The organism is Cohnella endophytica, assembly GCF_003628305.1.
GTDB lineage: Bacteria > Bacillota > Bacilli > Paenibacillales > Paenibacillaceae > Cohnella > Cohnella endophytica.
Map to the genome: position 1 here is coordinate 78,442 of NZ_RBZM01000011.1, position 24,273 is coordinate 102,714.

24 protein-coding genes are annotated in these 24,273 nt (G+C 48.8%); 1 reads left to right on the forward strand and 23 read right to left on the reverse strand.

What is annotated here, in order from left to right; translation table 11 throughout:
• Nucleotides 1–11 precede the first annotated feature (11 nt).
• The 20 genes from D7Z26_RS23360 to D7Z26_RS23455 form a co-directional block, all read right to left on the reverse strand.
• A complete protein-coding gene (locus tag D7Z26_RS23360) occupies nucleotides 12–1,073 on the reverse strand; it encodes an NAD-dependent epimerase/dehydratase family protein (protein ID WP_158602416.1) in 1,062 nt (353 codons plus the stop codon).
• A 369-nt stretch (nucleotides 1,074–1,442) separates the two neighbouring features.
• Nucleotides 1,443–3,371 carry a glycosyltransferase gene (locus D7Z26_RS23365; protein WP_158602417.1) on the reverse strand — a complete coding sequence of 643 codons (1,929 nt, stop codon included), beginning with the start codon at nucleotides 3,369–3,371 and terminating at the stop codon, nucleotides 1,443–1,445.
• A gap of 71 nt (nucleotides 3,372–3,442) precedes the next feature.
• Nucleotides 3,443–3,781, reverse strand: coding sequence for a flagellar protein FliT (gene fliT / locus D7Z26_RS23370; RefSeq protein ID WP_120979446.1), 339 nt, complete (start codon nucleotides 3,779–3,781; stop codon nucleotides 3,443–3,445).
• A complete protein-coding gene (gene fliS, locus D7Z26_RS23375; protein WP_120979447.1) occupies nucleotides 3,774–4,169 on the reverse strand; it encodes a flagellar export chaperone FliS in 396 nt (131 codons plus the stop codon). Before fliS ends, fliT begins: the two co-directional genes overlap by 8 nt.
• Nucleotides 4,170–4,190: 21 nt before the next feature.
• Nucleotides 4,191–5,741: a flagellar filament capping protein FliD gene (gene fliD, locus D7Z26_RS23380; protein ID WP_120979448.1), complete on the reverse strand. Its 1,551-nt coding sequence runs from the start codon at nucleotides 5,739–5,741 to the stop codon at nucleotides 4,191–4,193.
• Nucleotides 5,742–5,753: 12 nt separating this feature from the next.
• A complete protein-coding gene (locus D7Z26_RS23385) occupies nucleotides 5,754–6,017 on the reverse strand; it encodes a flagellar protein FlaG (protein ID WP_233567157.1) in 264 nt (87 codons plus the stop codon).
• 175 nt (nucleotides 6,018–6,192) lie between these two features.
• Nucleotides 6,193–7,266 (reverse strand): tetratricopeptide repeat-containing glycosyltransferase family 2 protein, encoded by a 1,074-nt coding sequence (locus tag D7Z26_RS23390; RefSeq protein ID WP_233567159.1) that lies wholly within the window; start codon nucleotides 7,264–7,266, stop codon nucleotides 6,193–6,195.
• 72 nt (nucleotides 7,267–7,338) lie between these two features.
• On the reverse strand, nucleotides 7,339–8,103 hold the full coding sequence (locus D7Z26_RS23395) for a flagellin N-terminal helical domain-containing protein (protein WP_120979450.1): 765 nt from the start codon (nucleotides 8,101–8,103) through the stop codon (nucleotides 7,339–7,341).
• A gap of 111 nt (nucleotides 8,104–8,214) precedes the next feature.
• Nucleotides 8,215–8,430, reverse strand: coding sequence for a carbon storage regulator CsrA (gene csrA / locus D7Z26_RS23400; protein ID WP_120979451.1), 216 nt, complete (start codon nucleotides 8,428–8,430; stop codon nucleotides 8,215–8,217).
• A gap of 1 nt (nucleotide 8,431) precedes the next feature.
• On the reverse strand, nucleotides 8,432–8,851 hold the full coding sequence (gene fliW, locus D7Z26_RS23405; RefSeq protein WP_120979452.1) for a flagellar assembly protein FliW: 420 nt from the start codon (nucleotides 8,849–8,851) through the stop codon (nucleotides 8,432–8,434).
• Between the two features lie 77 nt (nucleotides 8,852–8,928).
• Nucleotides 8,929–9,495 carry a DUF6470 family protein gene (locus tag D7Z26_RS23410; protein ID WP_120979453.1) on the reverse strand — a complete coding sequence of 189 codons (567 nt, stop codon included), beginning with the start codon at nucleotides 9,493–9,495 and terminating at the stop codon, nucleotides 8,929–8,931.
• 24 nt (nucleotides 9,496–9,519) lie between these two features.
• Complete coding sequence (gene flgL, locus D7Z26_RS23415; RefSeq protein WP_233567160.1) at nucleotides 9,520–10,428, reverse strand: flagellar hook-associated protein FlgL; 909 nt, start codon at nucleotides 10,426–10,428, stop codon at nucleotides 9,520–9,522.
• Nucleotides 10,429–10,477: 49 nt separating this feature from the next.
• Nucleotides 10,478–12,037: a flagellar hook-associated protein FlgK gene (gene flgK / locus D7Z26_RS23420; RefSeq protein WP_120979454.1), complete on the reverse strand. Its 1,560-nt coding sequence runs from the start codon at nucleotides 12,035–12,037 to the stop codon at nucleotides 10,478–10,480.
• Between the two features lie 40 nt (nucleotides 12,038–12,077).
• Nucleotides 12,078–12,581 carry a flagellar protein FlgN gene (locus D7Z26_RS23425; RefSeq protein ID WP_158602418.1) on the reverse strand — a complete coding sequence of 168 codons (504 nt, stop codon included), beginning with the start codon at nucleotides 12,579–12,581 and terminating at the stop codon, nucleotides 12,078–12,080.
• Nucleotides 12,582–12,614: 33 nt separating this feature from the next.
• Nucleotides 12,615–12,887, reverse strand: a complete 273-nt coding sequence (flgM, locus tag D7Z26_RS23430; protein WP_407643548.1) for a flagellar biosynthesis anti-sigma factor FlgM — start codon at nucleotides 12,885–12,887, stop codon at nucleotides 12,615–12,617.
• A gap of 64 nt (nucleotides 12,888–12,951) precedes the next feature.
• Nucleotides 12,952–13,371 carry a flagellar protein gene (locus D7Z26_RS23435; RefSeq protein WP_147423890.1) on the reverse strand — a complete coding sequence of 140 codons (420 nt, stop codon included), beginning with the start codon at nucleotides 13,369–13,371 and terminating at the stop codon, nucleotides 12,952–12,954.
• Between the two features lie 88 nt (nucleotides 13,372–13,459).
• Nucleotides 13,460–14,662, reverse strand: a complete 1,203-nt coding sequence (locus D7Z26_RS23440) for an acyltransferase (RefSeq protein ID WP_120979457.1) — start codon at nucleotides 14,660–14,662, stop codon at nucleotides 13,460–13,462.
• 76 nt (nucleotides 14,663–14,738) lie between these two features.
• Nucleotides 14,739–15,500 (reverse strand): ComF family protein, encoded by a 762-nt coding sequence (locus D7Z26_RS23445; RefSeq protein WP_120979458.1) that lies wholly within the window; start codon nucleotides 15,498–15,500, stop codon nucleotides 14,739–14,741.
• A 49-nt stretch (nucleotides 15,501–15,549) separates the two neighbouring features.
• Nucleotides 15,550–17,514 carry a helicase-related protein gene (locus D7Z26_RS23450; RefSeq protein WP_120979459.1) on the reverse strand — a complete coding sequence of 655 codons (1,965 nt, stop codon included), beginning with the start codon at nucleotides 17,512–17,514 and terminating at the stop codon, nucleotides 15,550–15,552.
• A 179-nt stretch (nucleotides 17,515–17,693) separates the two neighbouring features.
• Complete coding sequence (locus tag D7Z26_RS23455; protein WP_120979460.1) at nucleotides 17,694–18,107, reverse strand: hypothetical protein; 414 nt, start codon at nucleotides 18,105–18,107, stop codon at nucleotides 17,694–17,696.
• A 281-nt stretch (nucleotides 18,108–18,388) separates the two neighbouring features.
• On the opposite strand from D7Z26_RS23455, the gene D7Z26_RS23460 reads away from it, so the two are divergent.
• On the forward strand, nucleotides 18,389–19,072 hold the full coding sequence (locus D7Z26_RS23460) for a DUF559 domain-containing protein (RefSeq protein ID WP_120979461.1): 684 nt from the start codon (nucleotides 18,389–18,391) through the stop codon (nucleotides 19,070–19,072).
• A gap of 326 nt (nucleotides 19,073–19,398) precedes the next feature.
• Here the strand turns inward: D7Z26_RS23460 and D7Z26_RS23465 are convergent, their stop codons facing one another.
• The 3 genes from D7Z26_RS23465 to D7Z26_RS23475 form a co-directional block, all read right to left on the reverse strand.
• Nucleotides 19,399–20,127 carry a response regulator gene (locus D7Z26_RS23465; protein ID WP_120979462.1) on the reverse strand — a complete coding sequence of 243 codons (729 nt, stop codon included), beginning with the start codon at nucleotides 20,125–20,127 and terminating at the stop codon, nucleotides 19,399–19,401.
• On the reverse strand, nucleotides 20,117–21,295 hold the full coding sequence (locus D7Z26_RS23470) for a sensor histidine kinase (RefSeq protein ID WP_120979463.1): 1,179 nt from the start codon (nucleotides 21,293–21,295) through the stop codon (nucleotides 20,117–20,119). Before D7Z26_RS23470 ends, D7Z26_RS23465 begins: the two co-directional genes overlap by 11 nt.
• Nucleotides 21,296–21,441: 146 nt before the next feature.
• On the reverse strand, nucleotides 21,442–24,141 hold the full coding sequence (locus D7Z26_RS23475) for a phosphodiester glycosidase family protein (protein WP_233567162.1): 2,700 nt from the start codon (nucleotides 24,139–24,141) through the stop codon (nucleotides 21,442–21,444).
• Nucleotides 24,142–24,273 lie beyond the last annotated feature (132 nt).

Below are 24,273 nucleotides of genomic sequence, written 5' to 3' on the forward strand. Positions count from 1 at the left end.
CCTTCTACTCATCAAATGGCTGGCGCGTTCATACCCTCTTGCCAATCCGCAATCATCCGCTTGTACATTTCTGCGAGTCCATATTGAGCCTTCCAACCAAGGCTCTCCATCTTGTCTGCACTTAGTTTCATTGTCGCATCGGGAGCATAACCGCGTTTATGGATGTCTAGTGGAATATCCACAATAACGGACATTCTTCCCCCACTAACTTCGTTGGCGACCATATTCGCCATTTCCCGAATAGTCATGCTTGCCTCTGGATTGGCGATATTGTACGTCTCGCCATTAGCGCCTTTCAGTAACAATAGAATAAGTCCGCGAATCGCATCGCTAATATAGCAGTAATTGCCACGCGACTTCCCCTCGGTATGCAACACGATATCGGAACCCGCAATTGAACTTCGTGCGAATTGGGCAAAGATTCGGGAGTCATCACTTGGGAAACCTGCCCCGAATGTCTGTGAAAGACGCGCTACTTTAACCGGCGTGCCATACTGAGCGAAGTAACAATTACACAAGTTCTCACTCATTCTCTTGCTTTCCGGATAGCTACTCCTAGGACTTTGAAGGTTTATATAGCCCAGGTCTTTCTCGGTAACATATTGAAGATCCGGATCCGTCACCCCGTAAACTTCCATCGAGGACAGATAAACCATACTCTTCGTTTGTTTCTCCTTGGCCAGCGCCAATATATTCTCCGTACCTTTGAGTGCAGTCTCAATTACACCAACGGGCCTCGTGACCATCTCGACGGATTGCGTCACTGCCGCTCCATGCAAGATGTAATCTACTGGCCCGTTCACGATTAATGGCATTCGGATATCGTGCTCAATAAATTCAACAGGTTTCAAGTTGCCAAAAAGCTGGTTAGCTCTCTCCACATTTCTTCCATAGGCCAAAATACGGAGACCGAGTTTATACCTGCTATCGGCTTCCGCCAACGCTTGAATAACGACGGTGCCAATCGCGCCAGTAGCACCTGTAATTAACACAACCCTATCTCGCAGTTCTTCCCATGGAATATTATTATTGGAGACGATTTGATCTATATCTTCTTGTAATACTCGCGACAATTCGTGACGCCCCCTGATAGATAAAATAAGCACCGTTATCTAAATTAAATTATATTATCTATATCGACTTTAATCGACATGAACTTAATACCCCCGACCCTACTGGAAGATACTCCCTCGCAGGAATCACCTAAAACTGCTTAGACTTGTAGTCCTTTCCTCCGTGTTCGCCGCCTAATTATTTGGTAGGAATTTGTCTATTGTTGTTTAATAAAGAGAATGCCCCCGGCTCTTTGGCGAGGGAATTCGGGAGTCGCTCAGGTGCAAGAAAATATTACGATAACTTTTATCCAAACTAACAAAAGACGGTTCTCAACATAATTGAGAATCCGTCTTCTTAGAATCCGTTTTATTATGATAGCCCTAATGTCATTCAGATGTAATCCGGGATATTAATTGCCTATACTGAGGAAAATACTCAAAGCCTTGTTTCCAATAAGTTTCAGTTGTTCCCTCATCCGTACATTTCGCGCTTAGTGTTGAGTAATATTGTACCTTACCTGACTCGAGCTCTATCGCTGCTTGAAGGAATCCAATCCCTTCTTCGGCTTCTCCTTGATTGAAGTGAAAATGAGCAAGATTCTCGTACCCTTGTGCGTTCAACTTGCCTTCCTGCAAGAGAATGGAATAATAATCGGTCGCAAGCTCCAAATGATGATGGTCGTAATAATAATTGGCCAGCATATTGATTAGATTTGCGCTGGATATTCGCTTCATAAGAATGTCATAGACCTCGTAGATCTGATACCGATACAATTCCACCAACAAATCGTATAACAATATCTCTTGAGCCGCTGATGGCGTAATGATGGATTTATCACCTTGAATAGAAGTATTGATGAACGAATGAAGAAATTGTACTGCTTGAACCTCCGTATTCGCTGGCAAATACTCCGTATCATTCCATAGTAATGCGGCTAGTAATTCGGGCATTACATGATCAACATGAACGATGTCCGGCGAATTCACCCGATATTGATCGAACAGCGATCTATCTCTTTTCAATATCGCATATCGTAGATGGCTGTGCGTCCCTATATCATGGCCTGCCGAAACCATTGCTGATAAATAATGCTCAGATAACCCATGATCAGCTAATTTAAGAGAAGCACACAATAGTAAAAATAGATCTTGATTCGTTTGCTTTGGGTATAGTTTATTCATCAGGGAGACGATCGACTGCGTACTCTCCGATTGTGAGAGAAGCGTAACTAATCGATATAAAGTGTAAAAATGATTCGGTCTTTCATTTAATATTTTTGACAAGTAAAATACAGATTGGTGGATATCTTGCTTTCTATAATAATACTCCACAAGGTTCTGATAAGGAAAAACACCGCCGTAGTCGGGGCTGATCAACCAGTATTCTTCGTCTCCGTTAGAGCCGTTCTCGGCTATTCGTATAGCTTTTTCACTTTCAATTCTGCCCTTATCATAGAACCCTAGTTCGTTAAGTACCAGAGCCTTAATCGTGTGATATTCAGGATATCGACTCCATCTGGATAGATGCTTCTCTATGTGATTATATGCTTCTTGCAGCATATTTAGCGCTATATAACAATCAATTAACCCGATCAAGCATCGCTTATAATAACTGAGTTCCGGATTGAGGTTAGAGAAAGCTTTCTCATAGCATTCAATAGCTTTTTGATATTCCTTGATCACTTTGTATTCGTTACCGAGCGTATAATAGTCGTACTGTTTCATTTTTCCGGACTCTTTAAGCTTCTCGAAGATTTCCAAATTTCGCTTGGATTTGTTCTTCTCTTGAAGAACCTCAGGCGTATAACCTGAATGATAAATACGCAGATCATATTTGTACAATGGTAATTTCCCCGAATCGCAAGTTAGTTGCTCATGGATCGGTCTATGAAAATATATCCCTTTATTGGCCGGGAATATTCTTGCGACTTCGGCTTCAAGAACATTGCCGGACTCACCTGTTAGACTCAGTACAGGCACGGATAACGCGAATTTCTTCCTTGTGTTTAGCGACGATAAGAACGGACGCAACGCTACTCCATCGCTACGTTCAATATACTCATCCGCATCCAGAACAAGTATCCACTTTGAGGTCGCTCTGCGGATCGCCTCATTGCGAGCAGCCGCGAAATCTTTAACCCACTCGAAATCAAATATGTGATTCGTATATTGCGCGGCAATCTCTTTTGTTCTATCCGTTGAACCCGTATCTATAATAATGATCTCGTCAACAAAATCGCGAACGCTATCCAAACAGCGAGAGAGCACCCTTTCTTCATTCTTCACGATCATACAAAGAGATAATAACTTGTCCATGTAACCCTCCTGATGCCAGATCATTCATAGGCGATAAAAAAAACGAGTTGAAGTCTCCTTCAACTCTTCCTTTATTTTTTCTTATCGAAAAAGGCACTGTCCGCCGCATAGGCTTTATCGTAAACGTTATGATGCATTTTGCTTTGTTGAATTTTTTGCAATTCATGACTTGCTTCGTTTTTCAATTGATTCATTCGGTTAAGGATCATATTATCTAGTTGTAACACCGCTTGAATCCTTTGTTTTTGAACTAGAGTAAGGGATGAAGGCAATTGTTTCGAGTCGGAAATTTCGGCTACAAGTTGCTCCCGTTCCTCGATAAATGCCATGACTTCTTCGTGTTGTACTTGATCGAGGCCGGAAACGAATTGATCCGTTAATTGCTCCAAGCGAATGATAACATCATCCATGAGTTCCGCTCACGGTCTCTTTCGCAGGAGATTTAGCAGCCTCGATCCAGACCTCTTTCAATTGTATCAAATGATTGAGCACTTCTTCTACCTGAATTGCATCCCTCTTGATATTTCCTTGAATCAAACGATAATTAAAATACTCGTAGATCCGATGTAGCTCCTGCGAGATCTCATACTGGCTATCTAATGATCCCCTGAACTCGTTAATGATGCTCTGTGCTTTAAACAGACTCCTACTAGCCCCGGAATAATCCTTATCTTCTAAACATTTAATGCCTTGCCTGCAAAATCGAATTGCCCCATCGTAAAGCATAATCAACAGCTTGGAAGGAGTGGCCGTTTGAACTGCGGTTTCCAAATATTTGTCCGGTCTCGCTTGAAGCATGTAAGAGGCCCCCATTCATTCCTATGAGCTTGATCCGAATAACGAAGTAGATTGCGAGCTAAACTTGCTCATCGCTTTTTCCATATCCCCGAATTGTCTGTAATATCGGTTCTCGATGATCGTTAACCTCGCGGTCTGATCATTAATTTTATCCGTGAGTCCTTTGATGCCCTTCCCTAACACGCTTTCCGTTTTCAACGTGTCCGTAAGCGAAGTCGAATACGCGTTAGTACCCGCTCTTTCGCTCATCGCATCAAGTGCGGTTTTGAAATTTCCGTACAATCGTTGAAAAATACCGACATTCTCTGTTTCGGGAAGAATTTTCTTGCCAGGATTATTCGGATCGGAAACCGGATCCGGATTCGAGGTAAATAGCGCCATAACCGCTTTGGGATCTTTCTCGAGTGCTTCTCTTAATTTGTTTTCGTCTTTCAGGTAAAGTTTACCACCTTCATAATAAGGACCGGTTTCCAACCCGATATTGGTCATCTGTTTAATGCTGCTGCCCGTATTCACCTTGGTCATTAGACTCATACGCATATCGGAAATCGTCTTCGTTAAGATGGTGTCGTTCGCAAGAAGGCCGCTTTTAGCCTTGGCTTCCCATTGCGTGATCTCGGATTCCTTCATCGCACTGCGTTGATCATCCGTTAAAGGCGCATACTTCCGATAGCGAGTCTCTCCGACTTTGTCCTGCAACATTTTGAGCAATTCGTTATAATCGTTAATAAAACTCTTGATATCGTCGACGATCTTATCAACGTTCTTACTGGTTGTAATGACCGTGGAGGATGAACTTACACCTTGTAAAGTAATCTCTACACCATTAAGTGAAAACGAATTGCTGGAACGAGTTGTATCTACACCATTAATAGATAACGAAGCATCTTTTCCTTTAGCCAGCGGATTATTCGCAACACCCAATACAGAACTAAGGAAATTATCGGTATCTTCAATTGTAATTGATGCACTACCGCCGGTGTCTTTCGATGTCATAATCACTTTGCCGGTTCCTTCGTCATAGAAAGCTTGAACGTTTGTTTTGCCGTTGATCTGGGATAATACATCGTTAACTGACATTTTTGAAGGATCGACAGTAACTTGCGCTCCATTAATTTTAAATGTGTATGTGCTTGCCGGTATAACCTTATTTTTCAGCGTGTCTTCATCTGCAATCGCTTTACTCGTGTCGATCGCGATCTTTGCAGGAGGGACTGACGTGTCGGACGCTCGAATGTCGCTACCTACGTTATTTGCGGATTCCGCAAGACTCTTCACTTTAATGGTTGTCGTACCTGCCACCGCACTTGTAGTACCTTTAGCGGAGACGATATTACCTTCTCCGGCCACTTCCGTTTTCACTTGGGAGAACTCGCTCTGAGTATTATAATTAAACAATTTATTGTTGCGGAATGCCGCTATCTTGGCATTGATTCCTCGATATTCTTCTCTTTGCCATTCCAGCACTTGTTTCTTCTGCCCTAATTGGTCAATCGGAATCCGCTTAGCCTTCATCATTTCCTTGACCATGGCGTCGATGTCCATGCCGGAAGAAAATCCGCTGATTCTCATTTAAATCCCTCCTTATCTACGCTCGTCTACTAATAATCCAGCCATTTTCCACATCTTCGCGACGAAATCGAGCGTTTTCTCCGGTGGGATCTCGCGAATGACTTCCCCGGTATCCTTATTCAACACTTTGACCATAATCTCTTTGGTCTTATTATGGACGGAGAATTCAAGCGAAGTATTCGGACCTTGCATATTCTTGATCGCCCGATCGATTGCCTTGACAAGTTGGTGATCGCTAATCGTCACATCGCCTTGCAGTTCAGCCTGTTTAATCACTTCGATGCTCTTAGGAATGCTGGGGGCCGAATGTTCAACTTTCAATGAATCGGAGGGATAGTTCACCCTGATCGGTTCTATCTTTGCTATTCTATCGAGTTCCATTCTCTCACGCTCCAATATTAAGCTATTACCATATTTATCGGAAACTATCGAGCAAAAATGTAGAGAAAATCTATAGCGAAAGTAGTTGCAATCGCGATAATGCCGGCTGATAGTCATACTCCGCAGACTTGCGGTAACAAGCCTCCGCACTCTTAATATTGCCGACTACTTCGTAATACGTTCCGAGGTTATAATAAGCTACAAAACTCCCTGTTCCGATGACGCTATCGTATTTTTCCGTTTCGCCAATTTCAATGCACTTTAAGTAGGATTCTTCTATTTTGTTTAGCAAATGTGCGTTTTTCGCAACATCGCTAAGTATATATTCTAAATAAAACACGCCGCACGCGAAATGATAATCCGGATAGTCATGAATAAACTGCTGTTTCTCCTGTATGACTTCTATTCCCTCTTCATATAACCCACCGGCAACAATGTTATAAATATAATCCACAATTAAGTTAGGGGCATATATTTCTCTTCTCGAAATTAATCGATATGCTTTTTTATATAGCGAGTTAGCCTCTGCAAAGTTGCCAAGGCCATTATATTCTTTAGCCAGCTGGTATAAATAGTAGGAAGAATTCGGGTGATCCCGCAGTTCCATTTGCAAGATTGGTATATTACGATCCGATTTTTTGATTTCGAAATATCCGTCATGCTGAACTTCTACATCTATTTTCACTCTCGGCAAATCCGAGTCGATCTGTTCGTGAATCCTGCCACTATACTTAATCCCTGCCGGGAATAACCTAGACGTATAGCTATTCTCGTAGCTTTCGCCATCTTTATGCATTACTTTATTGACTTTCTTTATTCTCCCAATCTCAACGTCTTTTCTGTTAATGAATGTCCGAATAGCGAGTGCGCAATCGTTCGAAATATATTCATCCGCATCAAGCGTAAGATTCCAATCGCTTGTCGAATGGCTTAACGCGAAGTTCCTCGCATCCGCAAAGCTTTGTGTCCATGTAAAGTCGTATACCTTAGCCCTGTAGCTTAGGGCAATTTCCTTCGAATTATCGCTGGATCCGGTGTCTACTACAATCATTTCGTCAACGATATCATGCACACTTTCCAGGCACCGCTTCAACTTGTCCGACTCGTTTAATACAATCATTACTAATGATATCGTCTTCATCATGAGCATCCTCTTAAACTATTATGATAATGAAAAGAGGCCTTAGAATATCTAAGGCCTCTAGTGAAGAACAGATTAACGAAGCAATTGCAGAACGCCTTGCGGATTTTGGTTTGCTTGCGCAAGCATTGCTTGGGAAGCTTGAAGGAGAATGTTGTTTTTGCTGAGGTTAACCATTTCCTTCGCCATGTCCGTGTCGCGGATACGGGATTCAGCAGCTTGCAAGTTCTCGGACGTAGCGCCCAAGTTGTTAACCGTATGCTCCAAACGGTTTTGCATAGCACCCAGATCAGCACGAGCGGAAGAAATCGTGTCGATGTTGCTGGAGACTCCTGCAAGAGTAGTTCCTACAGTAAGCGTAGTAGGAAGAGTGATGCTCAACGAATCCGAAGCTTCGTGACCCGTTTGAATTGTAACCGAACCAGAAGTAGCAAACAAGCTGATATCATTGAACTTCGTGTTCGTTTGGATACGAGCAATCTCAGACGTCAATGCATTCAATTCTTTATCAATGTTAGCTTTGTCCGTCGAGTTGTACGTTCCGTTTGCTTTTTGAACATGCAGTTCTTTCATACGAACGAGCATATCGGAGATTTCAGTCATTGCGCCCTCAGCAGTTTGTACGAGGGAGATACCGTCTTGCGCGTTGCGTTGAGCTTGATCCAAACCGCGGATTTGTCCACGCATTTTTTCGGAGATGGACAGACCAGCAGCATCGTCAGCCGCACGGTTGATGCGAAGACCGGAAGACAATTTCTCCATGCTTTTGCCGGAGTTCAGAACGTTGTTGCCCATTGCGCGGTGCGCGTTCATTGCGTTAAGATTGTGATTGATAATCATTGTGTATTTCCTCCCTGAAATTTGGTTTTCCACATCCATGTGGAAAGGCTTATGCCCTAATACATTTATCGGAGTAACTATCCGCTTTGTTTATAGCATTTTTTTCATTTTTTAAAGTTTTTTTATTTTTTCGAGGAATGCTTTCGGACTGGCTGCCTCGCGATTGCTCTGTTCGATAGAATCTAATACTTCCTTGCGCAAAATGACGATTTCCGGCGGCGCGTTGATTCCGATCTTCACCTGGTCCCCATCAACCGCGGTAACGATGATTTCGATATTGTTGCCGATCAGGATGGATTGACCCGCTTTTCTGCTTAAGATGAGCATTCTATTCACCGCTCTCCACTTTAATTTGGCTAATGAGCGGTTCCTTTGTCCCGAACGGACTGTTAGGGGGCAATATGCACTGGCGTCCAAGCTTGTTGTGAATATTAATGACTAATGGAGCCAACAAATTCATTGTTGAACTCTCAAACGGCTCTTGTATCGTCATGATCGCCACGACCAGCACTTCATCCTGCTTCTCGATCTTCAAAGCTTGTTTATCATTCTCTTGGAGTTCGAAGCTGAACTCCGTGTTGAACGCGAACGGGTTAACGACCAGAAAACCGATATCTTCATGATCAACGCACTGTAAATATGCATATTGCTGATCTTCGATTATGCTTAATTCGAATTCGTGATATTCCGCGAACCCGAGTATACTGCCTTGGAAGTTAATTTTCGATCCTGAAAGTTGTTCAATCATAATCAACCAATCCCTCCTTGAAAAATGTAGAAATGCTATAGCTTAAGCTATAGCATCTTTGCCAATATCATTTGATTTTACACGAAGCGGTCATAGGACGTCACTTCGAATTGAATCGAGTTTTTCTGACGGAGATAAATATCCAAGTTACCTGGATTGTAAGTAATTTCGGGTTTATGAGGCGTGTACTCGATAATCGCCCTTTGCGGTTTAACCTGTATATTCACTTTGTGTGGAATGTAATCGATCTGGACGTTAAAACAGGAAGCTTCGGTCGTGTACCTAATCGGGCTTTTTTCTTGAAATACGTCCCTAGCAATATCCGCGAACGCATTCCTCGGATTCGTAATCTGCGCCATGCGGTTTCCGTCTTGGACGATGTTTCCGAGAGCTTGAAGATAGACGTTCTGCATCTGGCTATACATGTTACTCATAAATCTAAGGTGCGGTCCAACGCCCAATGCGTCTTGGGCTCTGGTGGAATCGATGATGAGCTCCCCAGGCGGGGATTCCATCTCGACTTTGGCCTGGGGTTGTTGGATAGACAACTCGCCTCGAGGGGAACGAATATCGATCGTAGCCCTTCGGCTTTCCATCCCGATCAGGGCGTTAGTCTGATGAATAGAAAGACGTAAGTTCTCCACCGTTTCCCCTCCTGCTCCTTAATCTTATCTCAAGAAGTCTAGTAAGCTAGGCTGAATGACCTTCGCTCCGACGCTTAGGGAAGCTTGATAGACGTTCTGGCTCATATTCAGCTTCATGATCACATCGGTAATATCCGCGTCTTCCGTTTTGCCGCTTAATTCATTCAGATTAAGATCCAAATCCTTAATCCGATTGTCTATAAATTCTAGCCTATTCGTTCTAGCCCCGATATCGGCCCGGGCATTCAATAATTTATCCGCACGGCTGTTCAAAGATTCCAAGAGGGGTGTCGCCGCGTTTGGGTCATTCGAATTGAACGCATTGGCCAAACCCTTAAATACGCTAAACAAATTATCGCCCGTATCCCCAGGTGACCCCGTTGCAACTCCGAACACTTCATCGCCGGTAATATTGACCGCGACCGTAACGCCCGCCGCGAACTTGTAGTCGATAGACTCGGTGTCCGTCTGTTCCGTACCGGCGTTGGCAACCGTATACGGTTGCTTGTCCGTAAATTGTCCATTAAAAATGTATTTCCCGTTCAGTTGATCATTCCCCAGACTAACTAAATGGTTGTAAAGCTGGGAGATTTCCTGACCAATCGCGCTTAGCGCAGTCGGAGAGTTCGTTCCGTTAAGCCCTTGAACGGTAATTTCTTTGACCCTGTTTATCAATTCCCCGACCTGTCCCAGCACCGTATCCACATGTTGCAAAGACGCTTGCGCCGTATCCATGTTTTTCTGATACTGCTCGTTCATGGCGATTTCGCTACGATACCGGAGAGCATATGTTATTCCTACCGGATCATCCGACGGTTTATTGATCTTCCGTCCCGTGGACTCCATGTTCTGGTAGTTATCGAGCTTGTGAAGGTTGGTATTAATATTTCTTAACATCTGATTGCTGATAATACCTTGCGTAATCCGTTGCAATCGAATCCCCCCTCAGTAATTAATCTGTCAGTCGCTTAGGACCCTTATATTATCTTCCGACTACGCCCATGGAATTGATGACTTTATCCAACGTCTCGTCTATCGTCGTCATAAACCGGGCCGCGGCATTGTAGGCATGTTGGAACTTGATCAGATTGGACATCTCTTCGTCGAGAGAAACGCCACTCACCGATTGTCGGTTGGCGTCGGTGTAATCCACCAACGTCTGATTATTCTTAAGCTGACGATCCGCTTCCTGGGATTGAACGCCGAGTTGTCCGATCATCGAACGGAAATAATCGTCCACTGTACCGTTAACGAGTCCTCCCGTTTCAAGATCGGTGAACTTGAACTGCAGATCCTTTAACTGCGATACTACCATGGCCAAAGTACTATTCCCTTTAACGGCTGCTTCGGCGGCCCCGCTTCCCGTTGTCCTTAAGGACGTCGCGATTTTGCCGGTATCCTTCTGGATCTCCTTGTTCAGTTGGATGCTCGAAGCGGTAATCGTTCCATCGTCTTTCGATGTGAAAAAGGGTAAGCCCGTCGACATCGGATTTTCGAACGTGTATCCCAATTGATGCAGACCGTTTAAGCCTTTAACGGTAACCGTCAGATCTTGCGCAAGCGTTCGATTTGCCCCAGTGTAAGTAATGTTGTCCAGCGTGGTGCCATCGGGGATAACCGATCCCGCAGGAATCGTTATCGTTATGTCGCCGTTAGCGATCGTATTCGCCATCGCGTCCAATTGAGCGGAATAACTGGAGACGTATTGGTCTCTCGAAATGAACATACCGTACACTTCGCCATTGTTCAAATCGCCGGAACTCATCGCCGATTCAAGCGAGTCGGATGTCATTTCGGTGGCATTGCGCCCAGTGACCAGGTTAACGGTCCCCATCGAAATCGTGTAACCATCCGAGGACTCAACAACCGAAATATTGGCGATCTTCGATAGTTGGTCCGTCAACACGTCGCGTTGATCGCGCAAATCGTTCGCGTTGTCTCCCAGCGCCTCCGTACGTTGGATAACGCCATTTAAATCCGCGATACTGCTTGCGATCGTGGATATTTCTTTCGCTTTAACGCCGATATTATTGGTTAAATCCGCGCTCATATCGCTTAATTGCTTCGAAATCTGATTAAAGGTATCCGTCAGCGCGATCGCGCTTTCCCGTACGATTTTGCGTCCCGTTACATTCTCCGGATCTTGGGCCAAGCTAGTCCATGCTTTCCAGAAGTTATCCAGCACCGTGCGAATTCCGGTATCCGAAGGTTCGTTAAAAATCGTCTGAAGTTTGTCCAATGTACTAGACCTTGTTTCCCAAGCTCCAAGAGATTTGTTCTCATCGCGGAACTGTTGATCGAGAAATCTTTCCCTCACTCGGGTGATAGACTTGTATTCCACCCCCGTACCCAGCTGACCGGGGGCCGTGGAATGTGTCATTCCAACCGCTTCGATCGGTTTGGTCGCTACCATATTAACGCTCTGGCGTGAGTACCCGACCGTATTGGCGTTAGCTACGTTATGTCCCGTCGTTTGCAAAGCTGCCTGTTGCGTGAACAGACTGCGCTTAGCGGTCTCCAATCCATGGAAGGTCGACCTCATTCTCATCTTCCCCGTTTCTCATTGTGAGTTGTGAGCGATTTTACGCTTTCGAATCAAATAGTTTCAACGAATTCTGGCTTCGCCCGTAGTCGGCCGGCTTCTTGTATACGAAGTCCCGATCGTCGAACGGGCTCGTGATCAGGTTGAGCGAAAACTCGTTAAATTCGATCGCCTGTTTCGTCAAGTTCATGTTCGTCCCGTTCAGTTCCTTCAAGCGTTCTATGATCGATAGCAGCTTGTCCGCCAAGCTTTGCAGCTTGGTCTTGTCTTCCGAGCTCGGAAGAACGCGAACCAGATCCGAAATCTTCGAACCCGCGTTTCCGCTTAGTCCCTGCTCCGCCAAGAAACCCGCGACGACTTTACGCCAATCGCCTTCGCTTTCGGCGATCGCCTTAATGAGCCTGGATTCCTTGTTCACGGCCTCGTTCAGAACGCCGACGTCATTTGCGATGAGCGCTTCCCGCTTCCGTTCTCCGAGGGCGATCATCTGTTCATGCTGCCGCAAAAGCGTCTCGAGCGTCTCGAACAAATCGAGAATCGCCATAATTTCACCTTCTGCCTTCATTATGACTTGATTCTACTCGCGAACGAACGGCAACAGCTTCTCGGCAAGCTTACCCGAATCTACTTCGTAAGTTCCGGAGCTAACTTCCTTCTTCAGCGTCTCGATGCGCTTCGCGCGATTCGGATCCTCCGAACGCTGGGCGCCCAATAGTTCCATAGCCTCCGCGGAAAATTGGACTTCGTCCTTACGACGAAGGCCGCTGGCTTGATTCGTGCGAGCTTCGGATTGTTGCTGATAGGTGCGATAGGCACCGATTCGTTGAGTATCGTTAATTTTCACGTTCATCACCCCAATAATAAAAAAGACCGATAATGTATATCCTTATTATCGGTCGACGTTTATGAAATGTTTAGAGTTCCGTTTTTTTGCGGTCGTGAAGACGATTTCCGATCTGGTAAGCACCGGTGTGCTTCTCATCCGGATTATGCTGGAGCGTGCCCGTTGCATTCTTCACATCGCGTTGCAATCGAGCCTTGCAATTATCGCACATATGCCCGTCCCGAATGAGAATGCCGCAAGACTCGCATGGGTATGACATGTTCGGCGCGTTCAATAGAGATATTCTGCCTTCGCGGATCCACTTCGTGATCTGCTTGACGCTGACTTCCATGTCTTCGGACAATTGCGTAATATCCAAGCCTTTATTCTGGCGCAGATGCTCGACGCATCTCTCGTAATCTTTTTCCAGCGACGCATGGCAATTATTGCAGACCTCGCGGAAATTTTTGGAGAACAACTTCCCGCACTTAGGACAGTAGGTTATTTCCACGCAAACCTCACCCCGAATTCTGACATTAATCGACTAATTTATAAGTATTGTACTCGAAATTCCCGAAACGTGCTATCCCTTTGTTTAGTCAACCGGAAACGGAAGGGCTCGCGGAAGGCACCCTTGTCCCACGCCCCGACTCTTGTTCTTTTTCCGCATCGACTGCTTTCATCTGATTGGGAACGCTGCCGAACAGCACCCAGGACCAGTTCGTTAACCGGCAGATCGCCGTGACCACGATCCAAGAGATGAATAACGCGCAACAATAACCCCCTAGATACCAGAAATGTACCATCAACGGATTACTGGCGTTTGGCGGAAACTGACGGTATATCAGCAATACGATCGGGTGCACCAAATAGACTCCGAACGAAATAACGCCCAAGTAACGCAGCTTGCCCACCCAGAAAGAGGTATTCATGCGCCCTCCGATCAGGAAAGCCACTTGCATCAGAATGAGCGGAGTGAGCATCGTATACATGTCCCAGAGCGCGTCATATAACGCATTGCTAAACACCGCGCGATGCATCCGAGCTTGGTAAAATATCGATACATATTTGATTCCCGCCGTAAGCCAGACCGCCCACAAAAGGATCCAGAGAGCGACCTTCCCCTTCGTAACCGTATCTCTGGCAATGATCAGCCAGGATTTAATGCGATCGAAATAGATGCCCAGCCACGCGCCGAGAAAATACTGACCGAAATAAGTAGGAGACCAGCTCCCGCGATACTGGACTTGCCAATATTCCCTGTTGTACAGGAAGAACGCCCATTGCAATCCCACGCCTATTACGACGGCGGAGGCCGCGAGCCATCGGAAACGTTTGAACAAGTATAAGAGGACCGGGAATAATAAGTACAACTGAATGCTAATGAAAACGAAATATAAATGCGTGTAAGCCTGTCCGTTCAATAAATCATGCAGGAACTTCGGCCACATTAACGGGATATCCCACGGCTTATGATTCATGTACCAACGGATCACGAAATAGATGACCGAGAAAACCACGTAAGGAACGATGATGTACGTTAACCGGTTTCGGTAAAATTTCTTGAATCGCTGAAGGGTCAGAGGCTGCGGATAATAATTGTAGAACAACACGAAACTGCTAAGCAAAATGAACGAGGTCGTGCCGATCTTAAAGAAAATGTTCAGGAAATTATAGATCCCGTACAAGCCCGAACTTTTCATTTCCAGCGTGGCCGCCGACGTGGAATGTACCATCAGCACCCCGATCATCGCGATACTCCGCACGATATCGATTTCCCTCAACTTTGCGCGACGTTCCATGATGCCTCCTTCTGGCGTAAGCCGATTCTTTTTGTAGTATCCCTATGTAACTCTTTACTCTATTTGGCTACGAAAGTTACGATCGTGCCCATAGCAATCCATAGACTTCCGCTCTGTTAGGCATTGCCTGCTTAAGTATTCTTGCGCACTCGTCGAGCGTGCTTCCCGTCGTATATACGTCGTCCACGATGATTATTCTATGCGGGGATGCCCTCTCGGAAAATAAAACCGCCGGATCGGCCGCGAAGTTGCCTCTCATATCGGTCACGCGGCTTCGACGGGTTTTGAGGCTTTGTTTCTCGGTATGCCGCAAGCGAAGCAGCATCGGACTGTACGATAACCCGTACCATTCCGACAACCGTTGAGCCAACCTCTCGGCCTGATTGAAGTTCCTCTCCCTTAGCCGTTCCGGCGCCAACGGCACGGCCGTGATGCCGTGGAACGTAAGCTTCGTCGCTTCCCCAAGTCGCTCGAAAGCGAAAGCCAGCATGGCGGCGAGCACGTTCTCCACGCCTTCGTGGCCGCGGTACTTGTACAACGCTAGCCAATCCTTCATCGCTTTGTCATAACGAACGCCGCATCTGCTCAATTCATAATGTCTGATCTTGCGACGTAAGCAATCCTCGCAACGTTCCGCTCTGCCGCAAATCCTGCACGCCGGATAGACGATCCAAGGAATCGCATGCCTGCACGAACCGCACAACGAGTCGATTATCCGCCGGGGATCCGGATGCTTAAGCGGATTCGCAATCCCTATTCGGGCTTGAGTATGCCTGTTTCCGCACATCGGACATACTGCGCGCGAGGGCGAGAACCATGAACTAAAATTCATAGACATATAATTATCCCTCCATAATAGACGCTTGGCAAAGGAAAAAAGTTCCTTTTTAGACAAGAAGATAATTTTTATGTCGAGCCAATGCGTTCATTGCGCGAATTTGGAGAGTGGCGTTTCGCTGGGAATCGGTCCAAGAAGGCGCGCCATAATAAACGAAACCAAAGGGGTCGTCCGCCGATCTGCCTGCCCTGCCCGCCATTTGAACAAGCGAAGAAGCATCGAATAACGGATTATGCGCGTCGAGAATAAATACGTCGCTGCGAGGGATGGTGACCCCGCGTTCAAGAATCGTCGTCGTTATGAGCAATCGGGTAGTCGAATTCCTGAAATCGACGACTTTCCCCGTTCGCTCCTCATCCTTCGAAGATGTGCCGGCGATAGCCTGCGCGGGAATACCAAGCTTATCCGCATAGCTGCGGACAAGCTGGACGAATGAATCGACTTGTTTGACGTAGGGAACGAACAAGAATACTTGAGCGCCTCTTCGTACCGAACTCGCTAGGGCCTCTACGACTTTAGCCGGTAGAGCTTGTTTGCGCAGGAGATGGGCAATAGACGGCGAGGCTAAACGAACGGGTACCGGAAGCGGATGCCTATGATATCTAACGGGAACGCGAGCGCAGGAAATTGTTCCTCGCGCGACTTCGCGTTGCAAGCGCGGGGGAGGCGTCGCGCTTAACAGGACGGTGACGCCGTCCTGCTTGCGGCACTTGTCCGCGGCGTAATGCAGCATCGGGTCGTTGTGATAGGGAAAAGCATCCAACTCGTCGATCAACACGAGATCGAACGCTTCCTGGAATCGGAACAGCTGATGAGTCGTGGATAACGTTAGCGCTCCATTGGCCCAGCGGTCGGGGCTTCCGCCGTACAATACGGCGTGGTTGCGCCCGGGAAAAGCTTTGACCAGCCTTGGCGCAAGCTCGAGTACCACATCCCGGCGGGGAGTCGCGACAAGCGCTTTTCCTCCTCGGGATAGAACGGCGTCCAACAAGGGGAAAATCATCTCGGTTTTGCCGGCTCCGGTCACGGCCCAGAGGAGAAAGGATTGGCTTTCGCGTTGTCGGATTCCGGCAGCCGCATCGCCTTCTTGGCCCGCAAGGAATCGTAGCGCCTCCGAAGCTGCGGCGCTTTGGGCAGGGCTCAGTCCCCACCGTTCGGAGAGCATCTCCTTGGTGGGGATTTGGTGAGCGGCTATCGGCATAGCTTGCGCCGCGAGCCGCGGCACGCCGATGACGAGCAGCCCGCATTCGCGGCTGCGTCCCATCGTTAGGCAAGCCTCGCAATATGCGCAGGCTTGCCTTCCGCAGGCGGCGCAGGGCGTGTGCCGCAGCTTGTCCTTGCCGCTGCCGCAGCGGCGGCAGGCCAGGTCTTGGGCACGGCGCCGCCTTGGCGCGGCGCGCAGCCGCTCGCTTATCCAGCCGCGGAGTCCGTGTCGCGGCGGAGGGGCTGGTCTTGGGGCCACGGCAGCGGTAAGCTGCAAGGCCCCGGCGAGCGCCGCGTGCTGAAGCAGCGCGAGGCTGTCAATGGTACAATCGGCTGGCAATGCGCTTGCCAGCAATTCGATGGCCTCTTCCCTGAGCAGGGATCGCCCCATGAGAAGGTCACTCACAACCTGTATCCATCCTGCAAGAGGGACCTTCTCACGCTCTCGAAGCCCCACTCCTCTTTCTCCAGTCTCCACCCGAGCATTCTGTAGCGCCTCTCTCTTCTCACCCGCTAGCTCCCAGGCCGTTCTTACAACCTTTTCAAACTCCTCCGCCAAACCCTGAGCCAGTCCTCCGCCTTGTCCTTGTCCTTGTCCTCGTTGCTCCTGCCACTCCCCTCGCTCAATCCCCACCAGGCGTTCATTCCAGATGTCGCAAGCACGAACGGCGATCCCAAGCGGCAGAGTTTCCGTCACTCGAACAATCCTAGCCGCTTTTACTCCCCAATAAGCCGCATCCGCCTCCCAAGCCACGGAGAATCGCGCCCGCCAGCCCTTCCTTTCACGCACCGCATATAGAACAACCTTCATCCCGCTTCCCCCTCCTCCTCGCGTATGAGAACGCAAAAAAGCACACTCCATCGCCGCCGTTCGCGCGGTTCCAGAGTGTGCTTCACTCGAAATTCCTATAAGGCCTTCTCCCGATATTGTAAGCAAGATCTAGCAGGAAGGCAACCATTTCCTCCCCTATCGGTAACCGCACGATCCTCCTACAATGGTAACCGCCCAACGTCTTCCGTCCGCCCCAACTCCACCCATACCACCGTTTCGTTCCGTCCGGGCTTGTTATCCGCACATTCCGAAATCTGAGCCTCTGCCTCGGTCGATTCGGTCGTGCGTTTTCTAACGCACTCGATATTTGTATCCCTTCGCGTAAAACGCTCTACGATCGGTCCCGTTTCGTCCGAAGACTGGTCGAGAACGACCGTAATCCCGACATCCGTTCCGCTTCGCCTTGCGAATTGTTGAATCGACCTGATATACCACTCGATCTGTAATTGATGATTGCCCGCTACTAGTACGTAATGCCGTCGCTCTCCACCGGAATTCCTCCGGATAAGCCAATGCGCGACTACCGCCGCCGCAGCGTAAAAGCCGACAATCCACAATAGATCCGGAATCACGGCGGCCACCTCCTTTGGGAATGAAGGCGAGAGACGGACATCGGATAGTCGCTCGGCCATCCCAGCCATCCGTCTACTCGTTCAACACTATATGCCGCGCCCGAACAGGGAGTTCCGGTCACCAACACTTGCTGGGTCAGCGATCCATGCTTGACATTATATATCCGTTCAATTTAAGCTAAAGTCGAATTTACTCATCCGGTCGCGAAGCACGCGCCGCTTTTCCGTCAGTTTAATCTGATGGGGAGGCGGCTATTTTATTTTGGGGAGAGGGCCTGATTATGGAATTCGAGCAAGCCTACGACGCATTCGTGGAATACCACAGGAAACGTAGAAAGGGGGAGCGACTACGAAGACTAAACGAGGGCCATCGTCACGCCGAGAAGATGCTTCTAGAAAAAGTGTGGTGGCCGGCTTTCCGGAATTTCGACGGTTTGCATCCAGAATACGAGGTTAGCGATTTCAAGGACGGCAACAGGTTTCTCGACTTCGCCTTTCTCGAGGCCAACTTGCGGCTTGATATCGAAGTAGACGGCCATCGATCTCACGCCAAGGACATTAGCCGAGATAAGTTCTCGGACCACCTCATGCGGCAAAATCACTTAACGTTAGACGGCTGGAAAATCATCCGCTTCTCTTACGACGACATTGCGGAAAAACCGAGGATGTGTCAGCAGTTGCTGTTGCAATTTATGGGGAGATGGGCAACAAACAAACTTTCCCGTCCTATTTACGAATTGCGTGCCGAGGAACGGGACATCCTCCGCATTGGGCTTCGGGATTCCACCGGAAAGTTGACCGTTACCGAAATCTGCCTACGCCTCGGAATAGGCGACAAAAAAGCACGCAAACACCTATGTGCACTAGTTGCAGCTGGCTTGATCGCTCCCAGTCGCAACAATGCGCAAAGGATACGTTCGTATCGTCTAACAGCCGCCGCGGATATAGATCTGTTGGGTATATGAGCGGGGAAAAGCGTGTAAACGGCCACAGGCATTAACGGTCAACAACACCCTTAACCATCCGGTCCATCCTATGGGTAAGCCACTTAACGGTCATTTCTGCGCTTAAGTGCCTCTATTCCGGCGTGGCTTCCTAGTAAAATACCTTTTAACCGACCAAAACACCGTTATCCAGCCTCTCTGATCACTATTAAGATATTTAAATGCCTTTTTGACCGTTATACCGAGGGGAATGTTAACCTTGCGAGTCATCTCCCGCACGCAAAAGAAAAAAGCGCGATTCCCCGGCCGGTGAGAGACCAAGGATCCGCGCTTCGCGCTTGCTTCTATTAGAGCGTAACCCATCCGAACTTAATCGAATTGATAACCGCTTGCGTACGATCGTCCACTTCCATCTTCTGAAGGATGCTGCTGACGTGGTTCTTGACCGTCTTCTCGCTGATGAAGAGGTTTTCCCCGATCGTCTTGTTGCTCTTGCCTTCCGCCATCAACCGGAGGACCTCGGCTTCCCGTCGAGTCAGAGGATTGTTGCCGCGCGGGATGAATTTCGTAACCGTCTCCCGGCTGGCCGCAGCTCCCGAAGTCGCGCCAATCTCGTCGAGATACGTCATGCGGCGAAGCTGATTGATCAATTTGCCCGTAACTTTAGGATGTATGTATGCATGCCCATCCGCTACCGTGCGAATGGCGTTGATGAGAGATTCGGCTTCCATATCCTTGAGAAGGTAACCCGTCGCGCCCTTGCGAAGAGTCTCAAATACGTAGCTCTCGTCATCGTGTATGGATAAGATAATGACTTTGATTTCCGGGAAAATATCGCGTAACCGCTCGGTAGCCACAACGCCGTTCTCAATAGGCATGTTAATGTCCAGCAGGACAACGTCGGGTTTCTCGCGGTTGCAGAACTCTAGCACCTGAATGCCGTCGCCGCACTCGCCGATGACCTCTAGATCGTTTTCCATGTTCAGAATTCGCTTCAATCCTTCGCGGAATAGCTGGTGGTCATCCGCAAGGAGGACTTTAATCGTGCGGGTGGCCGTAGCCGTCTTATTCTCCATGTGCGATTAACTCCTTTCCTGTTTCTGCTTTGATAGGTACGTTGATCTTGATTTTCGTGCCGTTGCCTAAGGCGGACTGGATTTCGATCTTGCCCTGTAACAAGTCGACGCGTTCCTTCATCCCGATCAAGCCGAAATGAGAATGGGAGCGAGTCCGGGATTCCACGACCTCCTGTTGGAAACCCACGCCGTTGTCTTCAATGACCATCTGGATCGTGTCCTCGTAAAAAGCGAGATCCAACGATACGTAAGTCGGCTGAGCATGTTTTAGAGCATTATTGTAACCTTCCTGGACGAGACGGAACATCGCGGCTTCCATGGCGCTGGGCAATCGCTTTTCCTTACCCGACGTATCGAAGACGGCTCTGATCCTTGTCTTCTCTTCGAAATCCTGCACGAATTTGCGAAGCGTAGGCACCAAACCCAGATCATCAAGGGCCATCGGCCGAAGGTTGAAAATAATTTTGCGAATCTCTTCCAGACCGATACGGATTTGCGACTTCAGGTCGATCAGCTCGCTACGGACGACTTCAAGATCCTTCGTGTCCAACAACCTCTCGGCAATTTCCGTCCTTAGTACGAGGTTGGCAAGAGACTGAGCCGGGCCGTCATGAATTTCTCGGGCGATCCGTTTGCGCTCGTCCTCTTGCGCGAGGATGATTTTGAGACCGATCATTTGCCGGTTTTTGGCCGATTCCAGGATGCGCGTAACTTGGGTCAGGTCTCCGGACAAGTAATCCAGCACGACGCTCATCTGCAGATTAATCGTGTCCGCTCGCTCTATGGAAAGCTCTACGTTTTTCACCCGATGCTGCAGATCGTCCCTTCGGGCTTTTAAGTAAGTTTCTTTCTCGCGGTAAACCATGAGATCCAACTGCAGTTGCGTCGCCTTCTCGTAGGCGGACTTGATATCATGCTCGGAATACCGGACGAAATCCCGGCTCACCTCGGTCAGTCGAATTCTGGCAAGCCGGTAATCCCTCTCGAACCGATCCACTTTATCTATCGTTTCGGATGTTTCTCTTATTATCGATTCTAGTTCATGAGTTAGGGAATGCAGCTCGCGACGTGCCGCCTCGCAAATTTCGAACACTTGTACTTTGCTGTCTTCCATTACGGATATGGCATTCTGAATGACGCGATCTATCTGGTCCACATGAAGCTCCATGAGTACGACTCCCCTACCTCAGCATGCGCGCCCTTCTGTCGTGATTCCCCACTGGCACTAAGCCGCTCGGCGCTTGCTAGCAATGCTTACATCATACCATAAATCTTAGAAACTAAGAGTAGAGGTTTGAGAGAAATGAGCCCAAATTAACGAATTGTAATGGTTTTCGTTTTGGATTCCCATCCTACTTTTTGTCCGAGTTGCTCGGAGATTACGCGAACCGGAACATAGACGCTGCCGTTAAGGACGATCGGAGACGCCAAGACCGGCTGGCGAATGCCGTTAACCGTCATCGTGCTATTGCCGACCCATAGCTCCAGCATTTTATCGCCTCTCAGAACCGTAACCCGCTTCGCTATATTGTCCCAGAACACTTGGGCGCCGAGCTTATCGGCCACGAATTTCAGAGGCACGTAGTTGGTGCTCGTTCCCTTCTGAACGAAAGGAGCTCCCGGCAGCGTGACTTTCTTGCCGTCTACGGTGGCTTCCTTCTTGCCGACCGTCATGACGATCGTCGGTTGAGCGACTTGAATCTGTGCAGGAGGTACTTGCAGCACCAGATTGTCGAAAGCAAGCTCTCCTACCATCGCCCGCTCGTCCTGGCCTTCTTCTTGGTTCACGATATATAGCTTGGTGAGTTTGGACGGACCCTTCAACCCTGTGGCAGCCAAGTCTACGCGGAGGTTCTTCCATCCGGACCAATCGATCTTGTCGGCGATCGTGGCGTACACGGTTTTGCCGTTCACGTCCGTGAACTCCGCTCTTAGCCAGTTCATGCTCTGATCGCCCAGAACGTCCAGCGTCAGCGTGCTGGGTGAACCGTTAATCGTAATGCCTTTGCCGTCGTTCAGCACGGCGTTGGCGTATCTCTTGCCGGATCCGACCGTGAAGTCGTAATCCATGACGAGCACCTTGGACGTCTCGCGCCCCGGAATACCGGTCGCGATCGCCGTCGTGCCGACCGTCTCGACCGGCGTGCCGGCGAAACCGACATTGTAAGAGGCGTTCTCGAAGTTCTCGAGCACTTGTTCCGTACCCGGCGCCAATACGGCTACCGTGCCGTAGCCGTCGTATCTGGCGATTGCGTAACCGGCAGCGATATTGTTCTGGACGTTAGCCACCGTAATCTTGCCATTGGCGGAATTGGCCGTGAAGCCGCGGAATTCCCATTTTACCGAAGATGCGGGAACGCTCAGCTGCCTGCCGTCCGTTAATTGAACCTTAACCGGCATATCGATTACGGCTCCCGGACGAAGCACCCTTGTGCTCGGCTCGACGGTTAACTGGGCGATCTTCGCTTCGCCGATGACCTCGAGCGAGATTTTGTCGCTGGCCGTTCCGGATTTTACGTTTAACGTCGTTTGTCCCGATTTGGTAGCCAACAACGACCCGCCCGTCAAAGTACCGATCGGATTGTCGAGCTTCCATACGGCTTGGAGACCGTTCGGATCAAGCGGATTGTAATAGGTGTCGTAAGCCTTCAATGAATAACTGGCTTGTTGTCCGATGAATAACGTCTTCTCGCCGCTTGCCGTAATGCCTTTGAGCGCGCCTTGCGGCGCTGTCGTGTACACGCCGATCCCGTTCGCTACCAGACGTTGGGTCGTTCCGTAGAACGTCGGATGGGAGAGCTGGACCTGGAACTCCCCTAGCGGGCGGGAAACCATCGTCGTGGAGCCGCCACCGTCTAGGTTGACCGCTTTCCATGCTCCGATTCCGGAGAGAATCTGCTGAAGCTCTTTTAACGTGACGCCGTTACGGCCTCCGTTCTCCTCGACCGTCAATAGATACGCGGTCGATCCGTCTTTGGAATAACCGACCGCCGTACGCGCGCGATCAGCCGAACCGCTCACTCCGCTGATGTCTCGCGTGAAAGCTACCGCGGCTCCGTTGTCCATCAGAAGCGTATGTCCGCTCACCATCATCTGGAAGTCGGCGGCGTTGTACGTCTTGCCGTTCGTCAGAGACTGCAGCGAATAATCAGCCTTAACCTTATCCCCTAATACGAAATGCGTCTTGATGAAGTTAGCCGCTTCCCCGTGTCCCCGGAGGATATATCCGTTCGCTGGAATCGCCGTCTTGATCGCTTGGCCTAGCGATACTTCCGTGACGACGCCGTCGACGACTAGAGCTTCCGTCGGCGTCGTTCCGCTCGCCGCGGGACGTTCAGGAGCGGTCCATGCGTTCGTGTATATGTACAATGCGTTGACATGACTATAGGCTTTGTTCGTCTCCGTAATATACGAGGACTTGTTCATCCCCGCGAGAGCGAAAGTCGTCCCGTCCGCGGCGGTCGCCGTGCCGGTGAAATTAAATCGATCGATGATCGGCTGACGGTCGTTGGTCACGCCGAAAGCGTACATGCCGTTCAACTGCTCGGTACTCACCAGCAAGCTGCCGGAAGTAATCTGAGCTCCCATCGGCACCCCTTCGGCCGCATTGCCCGTACGGAATACGTCGCCGTTGATGCCCGCTACCGCCCCCGTCTCCTTCGCCATCGCTCCGACGGATTGTTTTCCCGTCACGCTACCTTTCGGCCCGCCCATGGCGTTAAGCTGGACGTACGGATTTTTAAGATCGACTTGCAGGACGTGCAACACTTCCGTTGTCTTCGAGGTATCCGAAGGCACCCAACCGTAGGTAATCTCACGTACGCCAGAAGTGACGATCGATTCTGCTTGCTTAACTAACTTGTAGGTAACCGCAGCCTGCGTCGTCGTGGACGCGGCGTGCGCCGAAGGAAGATATCCGGCGTTCATCGTTGGGGCGAGAACCAAAACTCCCGCGAGCAAAGGCAGCAGCAGACGTAAAGGTTTATGTCGGTTTTGCGTTGTAAATTGTGGCATTCCATTCTCCTGTAAGTCTATTAGATTTGGATAAGAGCGTCGAAGCTCCCAATTGTCCTTAATCTATTAGACTCTTTAAGAGGCAAAAAGTTACACCCCATTAAAGATTATTAATAGGCCGATCGTCGAGAG

Coding starts and splice junctions, on each gene's coding strand:
- csrA (WP_120979451.1), bottom strand. CDS start 8,430: ATGCTCATCTTAAGCAGAAAAGCGGGTCAATCCATCCTGATCGGCAAC.
- D7Z26_RS23460 (WP_120979461.1), top strand. CDS start 18,389: ATGGAATTCGAGCAAGCCTACGACGCATTCGTGGAATACCACAGGAAA.
- D7Z26_RS23390 (WP_233567159.1), bottom strand. CDS start 7,266: ATGATGAAGACGATATCATTAGTAATGATTGTATTAAACGAGTCGGAC.
- fliW (WP_120979452.1), bottom strand. CDS start 8,851: ATGATTGAACAACTTTCAGGATCGAAAATTAACTTCCAAGGCAGTATA.
- D7Z26_RS23365 (WP_158602417.1), bottom strand. CDS start 3,371: ATGGACAAGTTATTATCTCTTTGTATGATCGTGAAGAATGAAGAAAGG.
- fliS (WP_120979447.1), bottom strand. CDS start 4,169: ATGCTTCAAGCGAGACCGGACAAATATTTGGAAACCGCAGTTCAAACG.
- flgM (WP_407643548.1), bottom strand. CDS start 12,887: ATGAACGTGAAAATTAACGATACTCAACGAATCGGTGCCTATCGCACC.
- fliD (WP_120979448.1), bottom strand. CDS start 5,741: ATGAGAATCAGCGGATTTTCTTCCGGCATGGACATCGACGCCATGGTC.
- D7Z26_RS23440 (WP_120979457.1), bottom strand. CDS start 14,662: ATGGAACGTCGCGCAAAGTTGAGGGAAATCGATATCGTGCGGAGTATC.
- fliT (WP_120979446.1), bottom strand. CDS start 3,781: ATGGATGATGTTATCATTCGCTTGGAGCAATTAACGGATCAATTCGTT.
- D7Z26_RS23395 (WP_120979450.1), bottom strand. CDS start 8,103: ATGATTATCAATCACAATCTTAACGCAATGAACGCGCACCGCGCAATG.
- D7Z26_RS23470 (WP_120979463.1), bottom strand. CDS start 21,295: ATGGAGCTTCATGTGGACCAGATAGATCGCGTCATTCAGAATGCCATA.
- D7Z26_RS23450 (WP_120979459.1), bottom strand. CDS start 17,514: ATGAAGGTTGTTCTATATGCGGTGCGTGAAAGGAAGGGCTGGCGGGCG.
- D7Z26_RS23445 (WP_120979458.1), bottom strand. CDS start 15,500: ATGTCTATGAATTTTAGTTCATGGTTCTCGCCCTCGCGCGCAGTATGT.
- flgK (WP_120979454.1), bottom strand. CDS start 12,037: ATGAGGTCGACCTTCCATGGATTGGAGACCGCTAAGCGCAGTCTGTTC.
- D7Z26_RS23425 (WP_158602418.1), bottom strand. CDS start 12,581: ATGGCGATTCTCGATTTGTTCGAGACGCTCGAGACGCTTTTGCGGCAG.
- D7Z26_RS23475 (WP_233567162.1), bottom strand. CDS start 24,141: ATGCCACAATTTACAACGCAAAACCGACATAAACCTTTACGTCTGCTG.
- D7Z26_RS23465 (WP_120979462.1), bottom strand. CDS start 20,127: ATGGAGAATAAGACGGCTACGGCCACCCGCACGATTAAAGTCCTCCTT.